We start from the raw sequence: 18800 nt of genomic DNA, 5'->3' as shown, positions 1-18800 counted from the left end.
CTCAGGATGGTGCGATCAGTCCCAACTTCTTCGCCGTTGCAACCGCCTGAGTGCGGCGTTCAACCCCAAGCTTGCTGTGAATCCTGCGGGCATGGGTCTTCACCGTGTGCAGTGAAATGAACAATTGCTCGGCGATCTGTTGATTGGAATTGCCCTGAGCAATCAGGCCTAGCACTTCGAGCTCCCGGCAACTTAAAGGACTTGCTCCCAGGGTCGCGGGGATCTCCTGAGCGACTTCCCCCAGCCGATCCAGCAGGTCTGGCTGACGCAGCTTTGACTCCCGCAGCGCCTGTTGCAGGTTGCAACGATTGACCCGATCCAGTCCCGCGCGCAGCGCCGCCCTGGCCAGCGCGGTTTCGCCGACGAGATGTGCCACTTCACTGATAACCAGCTGTAATTCGGCTTCCAGCGCCCACATGGCCCGTCCCTGAGCCTTTGCGAGCAAAACATTGAGCCGCTCGAGGGCGTTTGGAGCGCGATGCAAGTCGGTTTCGGCCAGCACCAGTTGATACTCGATTCGTGCAATCAGCTCCAGTGTCGCCGGAGGCGCCTGGCGCGCATCGGGTCCCCGATAATGGCGCAGCACCCGGGTAAGCGCTTCCTGGGCCAGCTCCGGGCGACCTTGCTGCAACCAGAAGTGACTGCTGACCTGCAATAACACCCCACGGTAAACGGTGTCAGGGATCTGCCGTTGCTGCATCAAGCGCTCCGCATCGCGCAGCAGCACGAACGCCTGGGCGTAATCGGCCTGATTGGCGGCCAGTTGCGCCAGCCCGAGGAAACCATACAGCGCGCGTTTGTCGTGATTGCGCAGGCATATTTGCAGCCCCTGCTCGAAGAACCCGGCCGCCTGCACGTCCAGGCCCTGGCACAAACTCAAACGGCCGCGCCGCAAGGCAATCCGTCCAAGCAAAGGTTCGGCGATTTTTTGCCCGGCGAGTAAATCGTGCATGGCCGCCAGCAGATGCTCAGCCCTGGCGGGAGCGCCGCGCTGCTCCAGTAATTGCGCATGGTCGAGCTCCAGCAGGCTTTCGAAAACCAATGACCCCCTGGCGCGGGCCAGGCATAACGCTTCGCGGTTAGTCGCCTGCGCCACATCAAGTTCGCCCCTGAGCAGGGCTTGCTGGGTCAAACCCGACAGGCAAATCAGCCGCACCGTCCACAGCTCCGGCCCCAGCTCGCTCATAGCTTCGAGGAAATGCACCCGGGACGCCTCCATGCGCCCTTGCAGATGCAGCAGCCAACCTTGTTGCGCCAGCCACCGAGCCAATAACTGGCGCTGAAGAAACTCTGTCGGTTGGGGCAGGAAGCGCGACAACTGCGCAATGCACTCACCTGCCGGGTCGAAACGGCCGGCAAACAACAAGGCCGCAGTGATCAAACCGATCAGTTGCGGCGAGCCAGACAACAGCGCCTCGCCTTTCTGCTCGTGAAGACGCAACAACAGCACCACCGTTTGTTCCTCAAACAGGTGTTCAAAGCTGAAATGCTGCAGCAGGCTCACGGCGACTTCAAACTCCTGCGCCAGCAACGCCTGCTCGAACGCAGCCTTCCAGTCCTGCTCGCCGGCGAACCACTGACAGGCCCGCCGATGCCAGGAGCGCCCCTCCGGCCAGGGGTTTTCACGCACTAGACGGGTCAACGGGTCGAATATCTGCAGCCAGTCCGCAGTGCCTTCCCAGGGTTCAATAAAACACCCCAGCTCTTGCAGCGCCTCCAAAATCTGCACACCTGCGACCGCGCCGAACAGGTGCTCGCATAATCGCGCATTGAACCGCGGCATATGCGCCAGCACGCGCCAGGCCTCCAACAGCTCCGGTGCCAGGCTGGCGAACAGCTCGTGTTCCAGATAATCGTACAAGGTGTCCGGTCGACCATGGACGTCGTTGCGCGACCAGTCGCATTTCTGCAACAGCGCGATGCGCACGCCGGCGCACCAGCCGCCGCTGAGCTGGTGAATCCTGCTGGCGCCCTTACTCGCGTTCTCGGGTTCTCGGTGCTGCAGTAACTTGGCGATTTCCACATGATTGAACGCCAGCGTGCCGGGGGCGCAATCGTACAATTCATCGTTGAGCAACAAGCGCGGCCAGTTGATTTGCGGACGGCGACGACTGCTCAACCACCAGGTGATCACCGGGCTACTGACCGTCAGCAGTTGGTCCAGCAGCAGGTCCAGTTCCGGATTGCGAGCGCGGCAATAGTCATCGAGAAAAATCCATACCGGCGTCTGGAAGCTGGCCAGTGCCGCAAGCAAAGCCGAATCATCCGTGCCAGCCAGCCCCAGTTCCTGAACCAGCCGCTGGCGTAAATCAGCCACGGTCATTGACTCGCCGGCCAGGGGCAGCCAACTGACCTGACAGCCCTCGGGCGCCAGCATCAGGCACTCCACCAGCAGCGTGGTTTTACCGCTACCAGCCGGGGCGCAGAACAGCTTCACGCGAGCGGTGGACGCCAGCAGCGGTTCGATCAACCTCGGACGAGACTGGTGGTGCGCAGACAACCGGGGGCGAATTCCAGGTAGGTCCAGACACCGCGTCATGGCAGTCATAGGGGTGCGCCTTGTTGTAGTTATGGCGCCACCCTAGCCCTGTCTCGCCGGCTTGTTGAAGAAGTATTCAGCGCACTGATCAACCCCTATAAAAAAGGTGACCATGAGGTCACCTTTTGTGTAAGTGTCCGTAGGAAAACTACCTCACACCTGTGCTCCGCAGGGCTGCTGGCGTGTAGTCCCCAGCTTTGGCATCGATGTTGAATTCGAAGCTGCGCTTCTCCTCATTCTTCATCCCGAGGGCGATGTAACGACCGGCAATCAGGTCATACAACGCCTCCACCGTATATGCCGGAACCTGGTGATCGTAGTAGAACTGCGCATGCCCTTCGGCGACTCGCCACAACTGGCCGCGACCGTCGTAGTGATCGGCCAGCGCGACCTGCCAGCTGTCTTCGTCAATGTACATGTGACGCTTGGCGTAGACGTGGCGCTCGTTCGGCTTGACCGTGGCGACGACCTCCCATACCCGGTGCAGTTCGTAACGGGTCAGGTCCTGATTTATATGCCCGGCCTTGATCACATCGGTGTACTTGAGGTTCGGCGAGTCAAGCTTGTAGCTGTTGTAGGGGATGTACATTTCCTTCTTGCCGACCAGCTTCCAGTCATAACGATCCGGAGCGCCGGAAAACATGTCGAAGTTGTCGGTGGTGCGCAGGCCGTCCGACGAGGTCCCGACTCCGTCATACGCCACCTGTGGCGCACGGCGCACACGACGCTGACCGGCGTTGTAGACCCATGCCTTGCGCGGTTCCTTGACCTGGTCGAGCGTCTCGTGGACCAGCAGGACGTTGCCCGCCAGACGCGCCGGCGCGGTGACTTCCTGCTTGAAGTAGTTGAGCACGTTCTCGTCGCTGCCCGGCTTCAGATCACCCAGCAGCGAAGGCACCGCGACTTCGTCCTTGAAGCGGATGACGGTGAAATCGCCATTGGATTGTGGTGTTGCCTGGGTCACGGTCCGGCGAAGGTTGCCGCCGTGGTAACGGGTAACGTGGTTCCAGATGACCTCGACCCCATTCTTCGGAATCGGGAAGGCGTAGTAGCGATTGCCGGTGAAATTGGCCAGGCCGTTACCGTCGTTGATCGGCGTTACATTCAAGGCGCTGCGCTTGGCCGACTCGTAGATTTCCGGCGGGACAGCCACTGTGCGGTGGGTCGGATAGACCGGAATCCTGTAGGTTTGTGGGTAGCGCTTGAACATGGCGATCTGACCGTCCGAGAGCTTGTCCTTGTACTGCTCGACGTTCTCCGCCGTGATGGTGAACAACGGCTTTTCGTTGGCGAACGGGTCGGCCAGGAAGCCCTTGCTATCGACCGCTCCGGCATTTTTCGCGATTCCACCGGTCCAGGCCGGAATCGAGCCATCGGCATTGCCGGCTTTTTCGGCGCCCAGCGGGGTCAGGCTGGTGCCGAGCTTGTTGGCTTCCTCCTGGGACACAGCGGCCATCACTTGGGTGGCCAGCAAGCTAACGGCCAGCAAACCGCATTGCAGAATCATCTTGCACATAACCATCATCCTTCTCAGCCAGATCAGAAATTCACGCCAAAGCTCAACGCCAGGAAGTCACGGTCTTCCAGGGTGTTGTAGTCCCCACCGAAGAAATCGGTGTAACTGAGGCTCGCGGTGTAGGTGTTGCGGTAATCCGCATCGACGCCGACGCTCATGGCTTTGGCGCCTTCGTTGAACAACCCGTTGGGGCCATAACCGGAAACGTCGTGGGACCAGGACAGATTGGGTTTGAAGTTGATGCCGGCGATCACGTTGTTGTAGTCAAGGATGGCGCGAGCGCGATAGCCCCAGGACGTCGAGGTCACAAAACCATCGGTGTCACCTTTGAAACCGTACTGGCCGTACACCGAATCGCGGCCATAACGCAGTTTGGATCGCGCCTCAAGACCGCCCACGTGAACCACTGCCGCCTCGCCCACCAGGGTCAGGCGATCGGCGCCCGCGACCTGATCAATGAAATGCGTCAGGGTGCTCTGTACCTGGGTTATTTCCTTGCGTCGATACCCCTTGTTGTCCGCACCAGGCGCTGAGGCGATAGGTGAAGCCGCGCCCCCTGCAATCGGATTGAGCATGGCCAGGGTCAGGTCGGTGCTGTTGATCTGCACCGGCGCGTTGGGTCGGTAGCTGATCTCGCCGGTCCACGCAGTGCCCGTGGGCAATGTGGTGGAGAAACTCGCTCCATACAGGCGGATGTCCTCGGGGTATTCGAGGTAATACTGCCCGCGACCGAGCATCACGCTTTGCGCCAAGGCAGCACCGGTCCCTGGGGCGATAGCGTTGGCAGTGCTCACGATCCCGGGAAGCGCGGCCAGCGTACCCAGGCCAGCGGTGGTGGTGCCGACGTTTGGCGAGCGACTGTGATAATTCATGAAGTACAGGCCGTACTCGGTGTCATCCCCCAGCCAGCGCAACGCCGTGCCCCACTGCCCGGAATCTCGCGCATCGCGATCACCGCCCCGGGGCACCACCACGCCTTCGCGGGTGACTTCAAAGCCCTGGCCGAATGCCGCAGCGATCGGCTGCAAGGGGGCAATCGCCGGGCTGGCGACTGTGTAACCCTTGGTGCAACCATCCGCCGCCACGTCACCGCCGAAAAAGGTCCCGCAGTTATCGAGAACCGTCTGGTCCCACTCCAGCTGGTAGAAACCTTCAACAGTGAGTTTGTCGGTGAGGCCTTGGGAAGCAAACAGCATGTTGACCGGAATCAGGCCTTCCTTGATCTCGGCACCAGGACGGCGAAACGCGGAGACGTCCACTGGGTTGATGCTGTTGATCGAGTTGCCGATGAACGTACTCTCCCCCCAACTGACCACCTGTTTACCCGCGCGCACCGTGCCCGGCAGATCGGCGATGGAATAGTTGTGATAAACAAAGGCGTCGAGAACCTGCGCCCCGGCGGACTTCGAGCCTTCCTTGCGATTGTGATCACTGATGGGTTTGAACGGACGGTCTTCGTCCTTCAGCTCGAAGTCATACCAGTACTTGCCGCGGACAAAGACACCGGTGTCGCCGTACTTGAGTTCGAGGTCATGGATACCCTTGAAGATCTTCGAAAAGGTCTCGCCCTTCTTGAAGTTCAAGCGACCGTCATCCCCTGTGGATGCCTGACCTGTCCCACCGTTAACGGTGCCCACCAGCGATTTCTCGGCATCACGCATGCCCCAGCTCGCGCCAACCGACAACGAAGAATCGAAGGTGCCCTCGATTTCCCCAATATTGAACGAAACCGCCTGCGCCTGGGCACAGCAACCCAAGGCCACCGCAGCGGCCAGAGCCTGCGGCTTGAAGATGGCGCGCATTGTTGTTTTTGTCATGCGTCTTCCCCGGTGAGTGACAGAAGGCCCCACCCTACTGCCGCCGACCGAGGGCGATAAGCGCACCAAGGAGGTATTCGCGGTGTCGCTCCAAAGGATGACTGGCTTGCGCACACAGGGCTTTGCACAGGGTATGGATGGGGTGGATGGCGCGGTATCAGGGACGTGGATGCATAACGCCGGCACTGTTGCCAATGCTGCAACAGTGCATACCTGTAATCGCTATTTTTCCTTTGGGAACAAGGCTTTATTCTGGACGGGCTTTCAGGGGAACGGGCTGGAGGCGCGGGTCGATGAAGGTGTGTTCTTATCCACTTCATCAGTGACCGGATTCAGATGAATTGAAGACTCTTCGGTTCATTGCACTGTGCACACAGACGTTGATTTGTAGCTCCTTGATCGAACGTCTTACTTTGGCCGCTGCGTTTGCAGCGGCCTTTTTTATAGTTGGACTTTTATATGACGAGCTGACACCTACAAGTTTTACAGATCTTTCCTACGTCACTCTGCAAATATAATAAGCGATCTTGCGATTAAGGTAATACGGCCGACACCCAAACGTCAGGCACCACCTTAATTAATGCGAGGCATTTCATGAAACCTGTTATTTATAACGACTTTCGTTCCATTAATGGATTTAACGAGAGGACACGCTTTTTAATGTTTCATTACACTGCAGCATACTTTAAAAGTTCGATTTCTACGCTGACCGGCTCTGCAGTCAGCGCCCATTATTTGATACCCGATATTACTGACCCCAGCTACCTTAAAGCCGGTTATACCACCCAAGCGATTTTCAATCTGGTTGACGAGACCAAGCGGGCCTGGCATGCGGGGGTGAGCCAATGGGGAAACAGAAGCAACCTGAATGACACTTCAATTGGCATCGAGATTGTAAACCTTGCCTCTTTCGAGAACGGAGAGTTTATTTTTCCAGACTATCATCCAGAGCAGATCACCGCCGTCGAAGCACTGGCGCAAAACATCCTCGCCCGGCATCCCGACATCATCCCGACCAACGTTTTGGGTCACTCGGACGCCGCATTCCAGAAAAGCGATCCGGGGCCGAAGTTTCCCTGGCATTTACTTTACTTGAAAGGCGTAGGAGCCTGGTTCAAAAGCTGCTTCAACTGTTCAAAACCTATGGATATGACACTTCGCGCGCGGTTAATGAACAAGGATATTTTCAACTTATCCGCGCCTTTCAGTTGCACTTTCGAGCTGACAAATACGACGGCATTATGGACATGCCAACTGCGGCTCGATTAGCAGCACTGGTCAGCAAATATTTCGGCGCAAAGTAAAAGAGGCGTTATGTAGGCGCTGACGGGAAAAACGAGGTGGCAATTTTTTGATGTGCTTCGTTGGACCACGTACATATCCTTTCCTGCGGGAACGGATATGTACGCCAACAACGGAACCTTCCTTACAACGAATACTTCTGCAGATTCCCCATCATCTCTTTCAGCGCCTCAATATTATCTTTTGGATGCGCCGCCCCCTCGAAATCACAAATCTGCTGCCAATTAGCCGCCACCTCTTCCGGCGAGAATCCGACCCGCGGATCAAACCCGGCGCCCAGGCTGCGTTCCCAGCGGACCTTGCCCATCCAGCCGCCACCTACCTCGAACAGTCCCGAAGTCTCCTGGCAGTTTTCACTGGCGAGGTACACCACCAGCGGGCTGACCAGTTCCGGCTTGAGTTGTTCGAACACTTGCGGCGGAATCAGGCCTTCGGTCATGCGGGTGCCGCCGGTGGGGGCGATGGCGTTGACCAGGATGTTGTTCTTGCGACCTTCAATGGCCAGAGTGCGGGTCAGGCCATAGAGGCCGAGTTTGGCCATGCCGTAGTTGGACTGGCCGAAGTTGCCGTAGATGCCGGAAGTCGACGCGGTGAAGATCACCCGGCCGTAGTTTTGCTCGCGCATGTGCGGCCAGGCGGCGCGGGTTACTTTGTAGGCACCTTCGACGTGGACGCGGTAGACCAGGTCCCAATCGGCGTCTTCCATTTTGTGGAAGGTTTTGTCGCGCAGGATCCCGGCGTTATTGACGACTACATCGACCCGGCCGAAGGCGTCCATGGCGTGCTGGACGATTTTGTCGCCGTCGGTAACGGAGTCGTGGTTGGCTTCGGCGATGCCGCCTGCTTCGCGAATTTGCGCGACCACTCGATCAGCTGCCGAAGCGTTAGCGCCCTCCCCCTGGGCCGAACCGCCCAAGTCGTTGACCAGAACTTTCGCGCCCTGCCTGGCGAACAGCAGCGCATGGGCGCGACCGAGGCCACCGCCGGCACCGGTGATGATCACGACTTTATCTTCGAAGCGCACAGACTCACTCATGGGGGACAACTCCAGGCCAAGGGGACATGAGTCCGAGTGTCAGGCACGGGGCTGCGGGTCACAATGAAACGGCTGGGGCTGAATGGTGCTCGATAAGGCAGGGGGATGATGCGTGAAAGATCGCAGCCTTCGGCAGCTCCTAAAGGGGCGCGGGCTGCGAATTTTTCAACAGAGTCACGAACACGCCACCTTGCGCGGCAGTAGCACGCAATTTTCTCGGAATTCCAGGTAATGCTTGAGCACCTGCGCAGGCGCTTCAATCTGTGGGTAGTGGCCAATACCGGACAACAACACCGTGTCGGGGTTGGGCATCAACTTGCGATAACGTTCGACCATGTGCCCGCCGGAAATCGGATCGGCCTCGCCATCAATCACCCGCATCGGCACTTCGTTTCGTTGCATGGCGGCCACCCAGCGATCACGCTGGGCCCGTCGCTCGGGAATGTAGCCAATCAGTTTGTGCATGATGCGCGGGCCATGGTTGCTTTCCACCAAGCTCCAGAAGTCGTCCATCTCGCTCTCGCTTGGGCGACTGTACGGACCGAAGACATGCCGGAAGCTTTTCACCAGCGCGTCCCGATTAAAGGCCCGCCCGATCATCCAGCCCAGTGGACTAAGTAGCAGTTTCTGCACCAGTAACGCGCGATGGGTTTCAGGAAACAGACCACCGTTGAGAAATACGCAACTGGCCAGCTCAATGCGTGTTTCGTGGTGCCGGGCCAACAACTCCTGGGCAACGCTGTCACCATAGTCGTGGGCGAGTACATGCACCGGATCTGCCACCTGCAAATGCGCCAGCAGTGCCTGCTGTAAATCGGCTTGTTCCAGCAGGCTGTACTCATGCTGGCTCGGCTTGGCGGAATCGCCGAAACCGAGCATGTCGCAGGCAATCACCCGGTAACGCTGCGCCAGTGGCTGCCACAGGAAATGCCAATCCCAACTGGCCGTCGGAAAACCATGGATGAGTAGCAACGGTTCACCCTGTCCCGCCGTCCAATAACGGATGTGCTGGCCACGAAAATCAAACGTCTGGCCGCGTTTGCGCCAGACACAAAGGGGGATCTCGGCGAGTTGCATCAGAGTTTATACCCCGGGTCGAGTTGATCGAGTTTGCGCAGCAACGCTGGCCAGGCCAGTGCTCCACCCATCCCTTGAGCACTGTTGGTCACGCCCGCAATCATCGCCTTGGCACCTGCCAGAATCTGCGGCTCGATGGCGATCAACTCGGCACCACCGTTTTGCGCCAGCACCTGGATATCGCAGGCTCGCTGGAAGATGAACATCATCAGAAATGTATCGGCGATGCTGCTGCCGCAGGTCAGCAGACCGTGGTTATGCAGCATCAGGAAGTTGTTCTGACCAAGGTCGGCTTGCAGTCGCGCTTTCTCCTCATGATTGAGCGCAACACCTTCGTAGGCGTGATAGCCCAAGCTGGACAAGACGAACAGCGACTGCTGGCTGATTGGCAAAACGCCCTGCTTTTGTGCCGACACCGCGACACCGGCCGCCGTATGGGTGTGCAGCACGCAAACCACGTCGTGACGCACTTCGTGCACGGCGCTATGGATGGTGTACCCCGCAGGATTGATCTCGTAGGGACTGTCCATCAACTTGTTGCCGGCCTGATCGACTTTGACCAGGCTCGATGCCGTGATTTCGTGAAACATCAGTCCATAGGGGTTGATCAGGAAGTCATCGGTGCCAGGTACCTTGGCCGAAATGTGTGTGAAGATCAGGTCGTCCCAGCCATGCTGGGCGACCAGGCGATAGCAGGCGGCCAGATCAACGCGAGCCTGCCATTCGGCGGCGCTGACCTGATCTTCGACGTTAGGTGATGGCAAGACGGGGACTACGCTCACGACAAGGAACTCCTGTTCTTATTGTTTTTCACGTAACAGCAGTCTAGTCAGCCTCCAGGGTTCGCGTAGTTGCATTGGCAGCCAGCTTGATGGCCGTGCGAGTCAGTTACGCAACGCTTTCACCAGTTGTGCCAGCCAGGGCTCGGCATCGGTTTCCGGGGTCACGCTTTCGCTGGCGTCCAGGCGCAGCATCGGTAGTACTTCACGAACGCCAAGCTCGCCAAACAATTCACGCATCAGCTCACCGCCGCCGCAAAAGGTGTCGCCATAGCTCGCGTCGCCCAGGCCGATGACGGCACCCGGCAGACCGCGCCAGGCTGCCGGCAACTGGTCGCGAATGTCGAAATACAACGCCTGAAGGTTGTCTGGCAACTCGCCCATGCCGGTGGTCGAGGTCACTGCGAGCAAGGCTTCAGGACCAAAAGCCTGAGCATCCGCAAGCGTCGCCCGAGGGTTGTGCCAGGCCTCGAACCCGGCGTCCTTCAAAATGCTTGCCGCGTGACGGGCGACTTCTTCGGCAGAACCGTAAACCGAGCCGGAAAAAATGGCGACTTTCATCAATCTGATCCTAATGCTGAGTAAATAAGGAGGATATTAACAGCAGCCCTCTGATGGTTTCTTTTAGAATGCGAAGGTCAATCAAACAGGAAAGGATTCTCCAATGATCAACGCGCAGCTGCTGCAACTGGTCATCAACGCTTCCAACGACGGCATCGTAATTGCCGAAAAAGAAGGCGAGCTAGAAAACATCCTGATTTATGTGAACCCGGCATTTGAACGCCTGACGGGCTACACCAGCGAGGAAATCCTGTACCAGGATTGCCGCTTCCTGCAGTCCGGAGACCGGGACCAAGAGGCATTGGCGGTCATCCGCGAGGCCTTGAGCAGCGGGGGCTCATGCCGGGAAATCCTGCGTAATTACCGCAAGGACGGCACGCCATTCTGGAACGAGCTGTCGCTTTCCACGGTAAAAAACGAGAGCGACGGGATAACTTACTTCGTTGGAGTGCAAAAAGATGTCAGCGCCCAGGTCAAGGCAGAGCAGCGAGTTACCCAGCTTGAGGCAAAACTGGCTGAAGTCCAGGCCGAGCTTGCGGCGCTGAAAGCGACGAACGGTTAAAACAAAAAGGCGAATTAATTGTCATTAACTACAATCACCGATGACTTTGTAACTATATCCTTCGAGTAGATCATGCAACGCGACGCGCTCCTGACGCAGGATGAGCTGGATTTCATCCAGACCATGCAACACAACCCGCAACTGAATGTGCGGGATGCGACGTCGAGCCTGCTGGTTAACGGTGGTTCGCAAATCCGTGACCTTCTCACGCGCCTAGCCGCGCACGAGCAAGTCACCATCCAGGCCAATTTCGATAATCAGCAGATGACGTTTCCGTTGCACCTGGTGGAAGACGAGTTCCATGCGCTGCACCTGCGCCTTGGGGTGCCCAGTATTTATGAAGACGGGCCGATGGTCAGGCCGTGGCGCCTGGTGCTCGAGGAGCCCGTAGCCCTGGAAAATGCCAACGGCCAGCCTGGTACCCTTTGGGTACATGAAGTGTCGTTCAAAGGTGTTCTGCTGGAAGTGCGCAACAAGACCAAAGCGCCGAAACACTTCGCCTTGTGGTTCAGTCCGTCCGGCTATGAGCGGATCGCGTTGCGCGGAACGTTCGAGAAAGAAACCGAAAGCGGCTTTTATGCCTATCAGTTGAGTCAGGGCGACAAGGACGAAACCGAGCGCCTGCGCCAGTTCATCCTCCAGCAACATCGCCTGACCCACCCCGCCCTGCATCTCTGAATCTACGTATCCAGATTACCTGCCAGAAATTGTTTCAAGCGCTGGCGCATCATCACACCTTCACTACCCAGGCAACCGATCGACGACCCGGCCAGGCTCTCCTGCGCCAGTTCGGACGCATCACCCGCTAGCAACAACTGACAATCGAGGCTCAAGGCCAGACGATTCAAACGTCGAGACACGTCCGTGGCCAGCGCGTGATTGGACACCAGCACCAGTGCCCGAGGCTTGACTCGCTCGCAGACCAGGGTGAGTTCGTCTAAAGGCTGACCGATCGACAGCAACTGAATGGCCGAGTCGACATGGCTTAGGTACAGCGCCGTGACCAGTACTTCAAGCTCACGGACCTGATCACCCAGGGCGCAGACAATCACCCGGCGCGGTTGCATGACGCGCATCAGCAGCATCCGCTGCAACACCCGCGAGCGCAGAAAACCGTCGAGGAACAGCCATTCACTGGTTTGCCCGAACGCATCATGCTGCTGCAATAACTTTTTCCACAGCGGTATGAGGATGTCCTGAAAAACCACCTCCCGTGGATAACTCGAAAAGATCTGGCCGTAGATCTGTTCCAGCTGTACTTCTTCAAAACCACTGACCGCCGCCTGAACTCGCTGTTGCCACTGGGCGTAGTCGGCGGCCACCAGCTCATCAGGGATGATTTTTGCCAGCGCCTGGAGGGGTTCGGCCTTGGCCAGGATCTTGCCGACCTTGCTGACCGCCACACCGCGCTCGATCCAGCCAAGGATGCTGCGGACTTTTTCGATATCGGCCAACGAGTACAGGCGATGCCCGCTTTCGGTGCGAGTGGGCTGAATCAGTCCATAACGGCGCTCCCAGGCACGAAGCGTCACCGGATTGATTCCGGTCAGGCGCGACACTTCCCGAATGGGAAACACATCTTCACGCTCCAGCGAATGAGCTTGCAGCGTATCCGGGGCGATATCAGGTAACACAGGCATTTCGCGGTCCACTTCCATGTATCAATCGGTGCCTATCTTACCTCTCCTGATCCCTGACCATTCAAACCAATTGATGAGTAACTAAAGTCGCTGGTGAAATATCCAGAATCAGGAATAATCCTTGCTTGATTCAAGACACAGCCCATCACCCCGGAGCTGCGCCTGGCGAATCTCCTACCCGGAGTGACGCATTTGTCTTACGGAGATACATAATGTCTACTTCCCCCGTCACGCTGATGGTTGCGCGTCGAGTCGCCGATGGTCGCTATCAGGATCTGATGGACTGGCTGCGCGAAGGCGAACAGCTGGCCACCGACTTCAAGGGTTATCTCGGCTCAGGCGTGCTCGCCCCGCCCCCCGGCGATAACGAATTCCAGATCATCTTCCGCTTCGCCGACGAGCAGACCATGCACGCCTGGGAGCACTCCGCCTCGCGTACCGCCTGGCTGGCGCGTGGCAGCGACCTGTTTGCCCATCCCAAGGAGCACCGGGTCAGCGGCATTGAAGGCTGGTTCGGTGCCGCCGGTGCGCGTCCGCCGCGCTGGAAGCAGGCCGTGGCTATCTGGCTGGCGTTCTTTCCGGTGTCGTTGCTGTTCAACTTTGTGCTGGAGCCCTTGCTGGGCGAGCTGAGCCTGTTGCCGCGGGTGTTGGTCAGTACGCTGTGCCTGACGCCGTTGATGGTTTATTTCTTCATTCCGCTGTCGACTCGAATGCTGGCGGGGTGGCTGAGTGGCAGTTCTGCACGGCGGGTGGCGGTGAAGGCGTCTGCGCAGAATCATTGATCCCCCCCTGTAGGAACGACCTCGCTCCTACAGATCCACCCCGTCACTGGTATAGTTTTGCTCTTACCGCAAAGCGAGCCCAACATGACCTCTTGCGCAACCCCAATCCTCATCACCGGTGCCGGCCAGCGAGTAGGCCTGCACTGCGCACAGCGATTGCTTGAAGAAGGTCAGCCGGTCATCTTCAGCTATCGCAGCGAGCGCCCCGGCGTGCAAACCCTGCGCGACCTGGGGGCCACGGCAGTGTTCGCCGACTTCTCCAGCGAGGCCGGAATACTCGCATTCATCGCCGAACTGAAAACCCACACCGACAGCCTGCGGGCAATCGTGCATAACGCCTCCGAGTGGCTGGCCGAAACCCTGGACTGCGACGCGACCGCCTTCACCCGCATGTTCAATGTACACATGCTGGCGCCCTACCTGATCAACCTGCACTGCGCCGACCTGCTCGAACGCTCGAGCCCGGCAGACATCGTGCACATCAGCGACGACGTGACACGCAAGGGCAGCAGCCGCCACATCGGTTATTGCGCGAGCAAGGCCGGGCTCGACAGCCTCACGCTGTCCTTCGCCGCGAGGTACGCTCCAACCATCAAGGTCAACGGCATCGCGCCCGCCCTGCTACTGTTCAACCCTGACGACGACGCGCAGTACCGCGCCAAGGCCCTGGCCAAGTCCGCGCTGGGCATAGAACCCGGCAGCGAGGTGATCTATCAAAGCCTGCGCTACCTGCTCGACAATCCCTATGTCACCGGCACGACCCTGACCGTCAACGGCGGACGGCACGTCAAATAGACTGCCCCGCGAGGATGTCCCATGACTCTAACGCTACCCCGTAAGGCCCTGTCCCAGAGCTACCGCGAGATCCTCATCGGCATCGGTGAGAATCCCGACCGCGAAGGATTGCTCGATACCCCGGCGCGAGCTGCCAAGGCCATGCAGTACCTCTGTCATGGCTATGAACAGAGTGTTGAAGATATCGTCAACGGCGCGCTGTTTTCCTCGGATACCGACGAGATGATCATCGTTGCCGACATCGAACTGTATTCATTGTGCGAACATCACCTGTTGCCCTTCATCGGCAAGGCCCACGTGGCTTATATTCCGACGGGCAAGGTGCTGGGCCTGTCGAAGATCGCTCGGCTGGTGGACATGTTCGCCCGCCGCCTGCAGATCCAGGAAAACCTCACCCGGCAAATCGCCGATGCGGTGCAAGACGTGACCGGTGCAGCCGGCGTCGCGGTAGTTATCGAAGCCCGGCACATGTGCATGATGATGCGCGGCGTCGAGAAACAGAATTCGACCATGAACACTTCGGTGATGCTCGGTGCCTTTCGCGAGTCGAGCAATACCCGCCAGGAGTTTCTGCAATTGATTGGACGGAGCAAGTAGCAATGCCACAACTTCAGCCAGGAATGGCACGCATCCGGGTCAAGGACCTGGGTTTGCGCACCTTCATCGGAATCAACGAGGACGAGATCCTCAACAAGCAGGACGTGCTGATCAACCTGACGATACTGTATGCGGCCCAGGAAGCGGTGCGCGACAATGACATCGATCACGCGCTGAACTACCGCACCATCACCAAGGCGATCATCGCTCACGTGGAAGGTCATCGCTTCGCCCTGCTCGAACGCCTGACCCAGGAGATACTCGACCTGGTCATGCTCAACGAGTCCGTGCGGTACGCCGAGGTCGAAGTGGACAAGCCCCATGCGCTGCGATTCGCCGAATCGGTGTCGATAACGCTCGCGGCGAGCCGCTAGCTACAAGCTGCAAGCTTCAAGCTGTAAACTGCAAGCCACCGCAATTCAACTTGCAGCTTTGCCATTTAAAGTTGTGTCGCAGAGACCTCTCATGACTGATCAACAACGCCTCGAACTCGAAGCCGCCGCCTTTCGCCGGCTGGTGGCTCACCTCGATAGTCGCAAGGATGTGCAGAACATCGACCTGATGAACCTCTCCGGGTTCTGCCGTAACTGCCTGTCCAAGTGGTACAAGGCTGCCGCCGATGAACGCCAGATCGACGTCAGCCTCGATGACGCCCGCGAAGTCGTCTACGGCATGCCGTACGCCGAGTGGAAAGCCCAATACCAGCAAGAAGCCAACGCCGAACAACAGGCAGCGTTCGCCAAAGGAAAACCCCATGACTGATTTGAACACCCTGCGCGCCAGCCTCAAGAGCGGTGAACACGCTTTTGCCGACACCCTGGCCTTCATCGCCGCGGGCTACGACTACCAGCCACAAGCGTTCAACAACGGTGGCGTGGACAACGCAGCCGGGCAGAACGAAGGCTCGTGCAAGACCCTTGGCCTGGCGCTGCTTGAAGGCCTTAACGATGAAGAGGCGCTGTTGGCGTTTGGCGAGCATTACCGTTCAGTGTTGGCGACGCCCGAGGGCAGTGATCATGGCAATATTCGGGCGTTGATTACCCACGGTTTGGGGGGCGTGAAGTTCAGCGCGCAGCCGCTGACCCGCCGCTGATCCAGGACGAAAATAACCCGTGGCGAGGGAGCTTGCTCCCGCTGGGCTGCGAAGCGGCCCCACAAGATGGGCCTGCTGCGCAGTCCAGCGGGAGCAAGCTCCCTCGCCACAGGCTACACACCACCCTGTCCATGGGTGAATGCGCACATCCCGACTTTTAAGATTAACCCGGCGACTTTATTTCGTTTGCCCGCCACCACCGCTCACGGCTTAGATAAAAGAAGCATCCCTTCTTCAGAGTCGGTCATCCATGAGCAGCGAAAGCATCAGTCGTTCGATCAACGTGGTTCATCCCGTCACCCTCAGCCATGGCAAAAACGCCGAGGTCTGGGACACCGACGGCAAGCGCTACATCGACTTCGTCGGTGGTATCGGCGTGCTCAACCTAGGTCATTGCCACCCGCGCATCGTCGAGGCCATTCGCGAACAGGCCACGCGCCTGACCCATTACGCATTCAACGCCGCCGCCCACCAGCCCTACATCGATTTGATGGAGCGCCTCAGTGCGTTCATCCCAGTGGACTACCCGGTCAGCGGAATGCTCACCAACAGTGGCGCGGAAGCCGCAGAAAACGCCTTGAAGATTGTCCGCGGCGCCACTGGGCGTAGCGCCGTGATTGCTTTCGACGGCGCGTTTCACGGCCGCACCCTGACCACCCTCAACCTCAACGGTAAAGTCGCGCCCTACAAGCAGAAAGTCGGCGTGCTGCCCGGCCCTGTGTACCACTTGCCCTATCCGAGCCAGGACAATGGCGTGACCTGCGCTGAAGCCTTGAAAGCCATGGATCGCCTGTTCAGCGTGGAAATCGACTTCGCGGACGTCGCTTGCTTCATCTTCGAACCGGTGCAGGGCGAAGCGGGCTTTCTCGCGATGGACCCGGCGTTTGCCCAGGCGCTACGGCGTTTTTGCAATGATAAGGGGATTGTGCTGATCGCCGACGAGATCCAGTCGGGCTTCGGGCGTACCGGCCAGCGCTTCGGGTTTTCGCGCCTTGGCATCGAGCCGGACCTGATTCTGCTGGGCAAAAGCATCGCCGGCGGGGTGCCATTGGGCGCCGTGGTCGGGCGTAAAGAACTACTCGACGTGCTGCCCAAGGGCGGGCTGGGTGGCACCTATTCCGGCAACCCTATCGCCTGCGCTGCCGCCTTGGCGACCCTCGATGAAATGACTGACGCGCAGCTGCACCGCTGGGGCGCCCAGCAGGAAGAAGCCATCGTCAGTCGCTATCAGTCCTGGCGCGCCAGCCAGTTGTCACCCTTCCTCGGGCGCCTGACCGGTGTCGGCGCCATGCGCGGCATTGAACTGACTCACCCTGATGGCACGCCGGCCGCCGCCCAGCTCACCCAGCTACTGACCCTGGCCAGGGAAGCCGGCTTGCTGCTGATGCCCAGTGGCAAGTCGCGCCATATCATCCGGCTGCTGGCGCCTTTGACCACTGAGGCTGCCGTGCTGGAGGAAGGCCTGAACATCCTTGAAGTCTGCTTGGCGAAACTCGATTGATAGCAAAATGAGCTCAGGGACTGACGTAGCGAATTATGGTCGCTTGCAGTCCCTGAAGTAGCGTCGCAATACTCATTGAAGACACCCGATTTCGAATTGTGGGAGCCGGCTTGCCGGCGATGGCGTACTTGAAATCGCCATCGCCGGCAAGCCGGCTCCCACAGTTAGATCCTGACCAACCCCATTTTATCAGCGAGATCATCACCATTTAGGCGCCGAGGCATGCATGTATCACGACAATATAATTTATAAAAAGAAGTCCAACGATCCTCAATTCCTCCTCGGCGTAGCCGTTGTACTGTTCCTCGGCGCCTACCTGATGAACCTGGGCAACAGCGCCTTCAGCAACTTCCTGCATCCACTGCTGGGCAATGCGCCCGACAGCCTGACCGCCCGCAACATCGCCATCGGCCTGGCCATTGCCGTGCTGGGGACGTTGAATTTCCACGTGCTCGGACGCCTCAAGTTCAAAGTACAGACCACGGTGGTCTGGATCGAACTGCTGATCCTGTTCCTCGCGTTCTTCGACACCTTCAACCTGTCCTACAGCTTCATCCTCGACAAGGTCGGTTTCCTGATCGTCCAGGGCGCCGCTACCACGCTGTACATCTCGGCGGTGGCGATCGTGATTGCCTTTGTGCTGGCGCTGATCGGGGCGGTCGCCAAGCTGTCGAACAACGGCCTGGCCAACGCCCTCGCCTCGTTCTACACCTCGTTCTTTCGCGGGGTGCCGTTGCTGATCCAGATCTACCTGATCTACCTCGGCCTGCCGCAGTTGGGTTATGTGGTCGACGCCGTCCCGGCGGGCATCCTCGCGCTGTCCCTGTGCTACGGCGCCTATATGACAGAGATTTTCCGCGCCGGCATCCAGAGCATTCCGGTCGGTCAGTGGGAAGCCTCCCGGGCGCTGAACATCAGCCCGTTCAAGACCCTGAGCCGGGTGATCATGCCCCAGGCCCTGCGCGTGATCATCCCGCCTACCGGCAACCAGTTCATCGCCATGCTCAAGGACAGTTCCCTGGTGTCGGTGATCGGCGTGTGGGAGTTGATGTACCTGGCCAAGACCCAGGGCCGTGCGGACTTCCGCCACCTGGAAATGCTGATCACCGCAGCGATGATCTACTGGGCGCTGTCGTTCATTCTTGAGCGGGTGCAGGCGCGAATCGAAAAACGGGTCAACCGATCCACGGCAAGAGGTTGATG

General features: G+C 58.7%; 19 protein-coding genes and 1 pseudogene. 12 read left to right on the top strand and 8 right to left on the bottom strand.

Features of this window, described 5'->3' with window-relative positions; all coding sequences use genetic code 11:
• Window position 1: 1 nt before the first annotated feature.
• From L9059_RS10785 to L9059_RS10775, 3 genes are all read right to left on the bottom strand, one after another.
• Window positions 2-2548 (bottom strand): LuxR C-terminal-related transcriptional regulator, encoded by a 2547-nt coding sequence (locus L9059_RS10785; protein ID WP_247290720.1) that lies wholly within the window; start codon window positions 2546-2548, stop codon window positions 2-4.
• 139 nt (window positions 2549-2687) lie between these two features.
• Entirely contained in the window at window positions 2688-4055 is a 1368-nt protein-coding gene (locus tag L9059_RS10780; RefSeq protein WP_247290719.1) for a DUF1329 domain-containing protein, read from the bottom strand.
• 23 nt (window positions 4056-4078) lie between these two features.
• On the bottom strand, window positions 4079-5872 hold the full coding sequence (locus L9059_RS10775) for a DUF1302 domain-containing protein (protein ID WP_247290718.1): 1794 nt from the start codon (window positions 5870-5872) through the stop codon (window positions 4079-4081).
• A gap of 106 nt (window positions 5873-5978) precedes the next feature.
• Here L9059_RS10775 and L9059_RS10770 point away from each other — a divergent pair, with 106 nt between their 5' ends.
• Window positions 5979-6212, top strand: a complete 234-nt coding sequence (locus L9059_RS10770) for a hypothetical protein (protein WP_247290717.1) — start codon at window positions 5979-5981, stop codon at window positions 6210-6212.
• A gap of 254 nt (window positions 6213-6466) precedes the next feature.
• Window positions 6467-7176: pseudogene (locus L9059_RS10765) on the top strand (N-acetylmuramoyl-L-alanine amidase).
• Window positions 7177-7298: 122 nt separating this feature from the next.
• On the opposite strand, the gene L9059_RS10760 reads toward L9059_RS10765, so the two are convergent.
• The 4 genes from L9059_RS10760 to L9059_RS10745 form a co-directional block, all read right to left on the bottom strand.
• Window positions 7299-8210 carry an SDR family oxidoreductase gene (locus L9059_RS10760; RefSeq protein ID WP_247290716.1) on the bottom strand — a complete coding sequence of 304 codons (912 nt, stop codon included), beginning with the start codon at window positions 8208-8210 and terminating at the stop codon, window positions 7299-7301.
• Window positions 8211-8384: 174 nt separating this feature from the next.
• Entirely contained in the window at window positions 8385-9287 is a 903-nt protein-coding gene (locus tag L9059_RS10755) for an alpha/beta fold hydrolase (RefSeq protein ID WP_247290715.1), read from the bottom strand.
• The gene (locus L9059_RS10750) at window positions 9287-10069 is read right to left on the bottom strand and encodes a class II aldolase/adducin family protein (RefSeq protein WP_247290713.1); all 783 of its coding nucleotides are present in this window, start codon (window positions 10067-10069) and stop codon (window positions 9287-9289) included. Before L9059_RS10750 ends, L9059_RS10755 begins: the two co-directional genes overlap by 1 nt.
• Before the next feature lie 102 nt (window positions 10070-10171).
• Window positions 10172-10627 carry a flavodoxin gene (locus L9059_RS10745; RefSeq protein WP_247290711.1) on the bottom strand — a complete coding sequence of 152 codons (456 nt, stop codon included), beginning with the start codon at window positions 10625-10627 and terminating at the stop codon, window positions 10172-10174.
• 103 nt (window positions 10628-10730) lie between these two features.
• On the opposite strand from L9059_RS10745, the gene L9059_RS10740 reads away from it, so the two are divergent.
• The gene (locus L9059_RS10740; RefSeq protein ID WP_247290710.1) at window positions 10731-11189 is read left to right on the top strand and encodes a PAS domain-containing protein; all 459 of its coding nucleotides are present in this window, start codon (window positions 10731-10733) and stop codon (window positions 11187-11189) included.
• Between the two features lie 72 nt (window positions 11190-11261).
• On the top strand, window positions 11262-11867 hold the full coding sequence (locus L9059_RS10735) for a hypothetical protein (RefSeq protein ID WP_247290709.1): 606 nt from the start codon (window positions 11262-11264) through the stop codon (window positions 11865-11867).
• A gap of 2 nt (window positions 11868-11869) precedes the next feature.
• Here L9059_RS10735 and L9059_RS10730 read toward each other — a convergent pair whose 3' ends face one another.
• Entirely contained in the window at window positions 11870-12829 is a 960-nt protein-coding gene (locus L9059_RS10730) for a MerR family transcriptional regulator (protein WP_247290707.1), read from the bottom strand.
• A gap of 212 nt (window positions 12830-13041) precedes the next feature.
• Here L9059_RS10730 and L9059_RS10725 point away from each other — a divergent pair, with 212 nt between their 5' ends.
• From L9059_RS10725 to L9059_RS10690, 8 genes are all read left to right on the top strand, one after another.
• The gene (locus tag L9059_RS10725; protein ID WP_247290705.1) at window positions 13042-13611 is read left to right on the top strand and encodes an antibiotic biosynthesis monooxygenase; all 570 of its coding nucleotides are present in this window, start codon (window positions 13042-13044) and stop codon (window positions 13609-13611) included.
• Window positions 13612-13695: 84 nt separating this feature from the next.
• Window positions 13696-14406 carry a dihydromonapterin reductase gene (folM, locus tag L9059_RS10720; protein WP_247290703.1) on the top strand — a complete coding sequence of 237 codons (711 nt, stop codon included), beginning with the start codon at window positions 13696-13698 and terminating at the stop codon, window positions 14404-14406.
• Window positions 14407-14427: 21 nt separating this feature from the next.
• Complete coding sequence (gene folE, locus L9059_RS10715; RefSeq protein WP_247290702.1) at window positions 14428-15003, top strand: GTP cyclohydrolase I FolE; 576 nt, start codon at window positions 14428-14430, stop codon at window positions 15001-15003.
• 2 nt (window positions 15004-15005) lie between these two features.
• On the top strand, window positions 15006-15377 hold the full coding sequence (gene folX / locus L9059_RS10710; protein ID WP_247290701.1) for a dihydroneopterin triphosphate 2'-epimerase: 372 nt from the start codon (window positions 15006-15008) through the stop codon (window positions 15375-15377).
• 91 nt (window positions 15378-15468) lie between these two features.
• Window positions 15469-15765 (top strand): DUF1244 domain-containing protein, encoded by a 297-nt coding sequence (locus L9059_RS10705; protein ID WP_247290700.1) that lies wholly within the window; start codon window positions 15469-15471, stop codon window positions 15763-15765.
• Window positions 15758-16096: a HopJ type III effector protein gene (locus tag L9059_RS10700; protein WP_247290699.1), complete on the top strand. Its 339-nt coding sequence runs from the start codon at window positions 15758-15760 to the stop codon at window positions 16094-16096. The genes L9059_RS10705 and L9059_RS10700 overlap by 8 nt, the downstream gene beginning before the upstream one ends.
• Before the next feature lie 250 nt (window positions 16097-16346).
• Entirely contained in the window at window positions 16347-17597 is a 1251-nt protein-coding gene (locus tag L9059_RS10695) for a 2-aminoadipate transaminase (RefSeq protein WP_247290698.1), read from the top strand.
• 226 nt (window positions 17598-17823) lie between these two features.
• Entirely contained in the window at window positions 17824-18798 is a 975-nt protein-coding gene (locus L9059_RS10690) for an amino acid ABC transporter permease (RefSeq protein ID WP_247290697.1), read from the top strand.
• Window positions 18799-18800 lie beyond the last annotated feature (2 nt).

Source organism: Pseudomonas violetae (assembly GCF_023072615.1).
GTDB lineage: Bacteria > Pseudomonadota > Gammaproteobacteria > Pseudomonadales > Pseudomonadaceae > Aquipseudomonas > Aquipseudomonas violetae.
This window is presented reverse-complemented; position numbering and strand designations above follow the sequence as displayed.

Coding starts and splice junctions, on each gene's coding strand:
- L9059_RS10785 (WP_247290720.1), bottom strand. CDS start 2,548: ATGACTGCCATGACGCGGTGTCTGGACCTACCTGGAATTCGCCCCCGG.
- L9059_RS10780 (WP_247290719.1), bottom strand. CDS start 4,055: ATGTGCAAGATGATTCTGCAATGCGGTTTGCTGGCCGTTAGCTTGCTG.
- L9059_RS10775 (WP_247290718.1), bottom strand. CDS start 5,872: ATGACAAAAACAACAATGCGCGCCATCTTCAAGCCGCAGGCTCTGGCC.
- L9059_RS10760 (WP_247290716.1), bottom strand. CDS start 8,210: ATGAGTGAGTCTGTGCGCTTCGAAGATAAAGTCGTGATCATCACCGGT.
- L9059_RS10755 (WP_247290715.1), bottom strand. CDS start 9,287: ATGCAACTCGCCGAGATCCCCCTTTGTGTCTGGCGCAAACGCGGCCAG.
- L9059_RS10745 (WP_247290711.1), bottom strand. CDS start 10,627: ATGAAAGTCGCCATTTTTTCCGGCTCGGTTTACGGTTCTGCCGAAGAA.
- L9059_RS10740 (WP_247290710.1), top strand. CDS start 10,731: ATGATCAACGCGCAGCTGCTGCAACTGGTCATCAACGCTTCCAACGAC.
- L9059_RS10735 (WP_247290709.1), top strand. CDS start 11,262: ATGCAACGCGACGCGCTCCTGACGCAGGATGAGCTGGATTTCATCCAG.
- L9059_RS10730 (WP_247290707.1), bottom strand. CDS start 12,829: ATGCCTGTGTTACCTGATATCGCCCCGGATACGCTGCAAGCTCATTCG.
- L9059_RS10725 (WP_247290705.1), top strand. CDS start 13,042: ATGTCTACTTCCCCCGTCACGCTGATGGTTGCGCGTCGAGTCGCCGAT.
- folM (WP_247290703.1), top strand. CDS start 13,696: ATGACCTCTTGCGCAACCCCAATCCTCATCACCGGTGCCGGCCAGCGA.
- folE (WP_247290702.1), top strand. CDS start 14,428: ATGACTCTAACGCTACCCCGTAAGGCCCTGTCCCAGAGCTACCGCGAG.
- folX (WP_247290701.1), top strand. CDS start 15,006: ATGCCACAACTTCAGCCAGGAATGGCACGCATCCGGGTCAAGGACCTG.
- L9059_RS10705 (WP_247290700.1), top strand. CDS start 15,469: ATGACTGATCAACAACGCCTCGAACTCGAAGCCGCCGCCTTTCGCCGG.
- L9059_RS10700 (WP_247290699.1), top strand. CDS start 15,758: ATGACTGATTTGAACACCCTGCGCGCCAGCCTCAAGAGCGGTGAACAC.
- L9059_RS10695 (WP_247290698.1), top strand. CDS start 16,347: ATGAGCAGCGAAAGCATCAGTCGTTCGATCAACGTGGTTCATCCCGTC.
- L9059_RS10690 (WP_247290697.1), top strand. CDS start 17,824: ATGTATCACGACAATATAATTTATAAAAAGAAGTCCAACGATCCTCAA.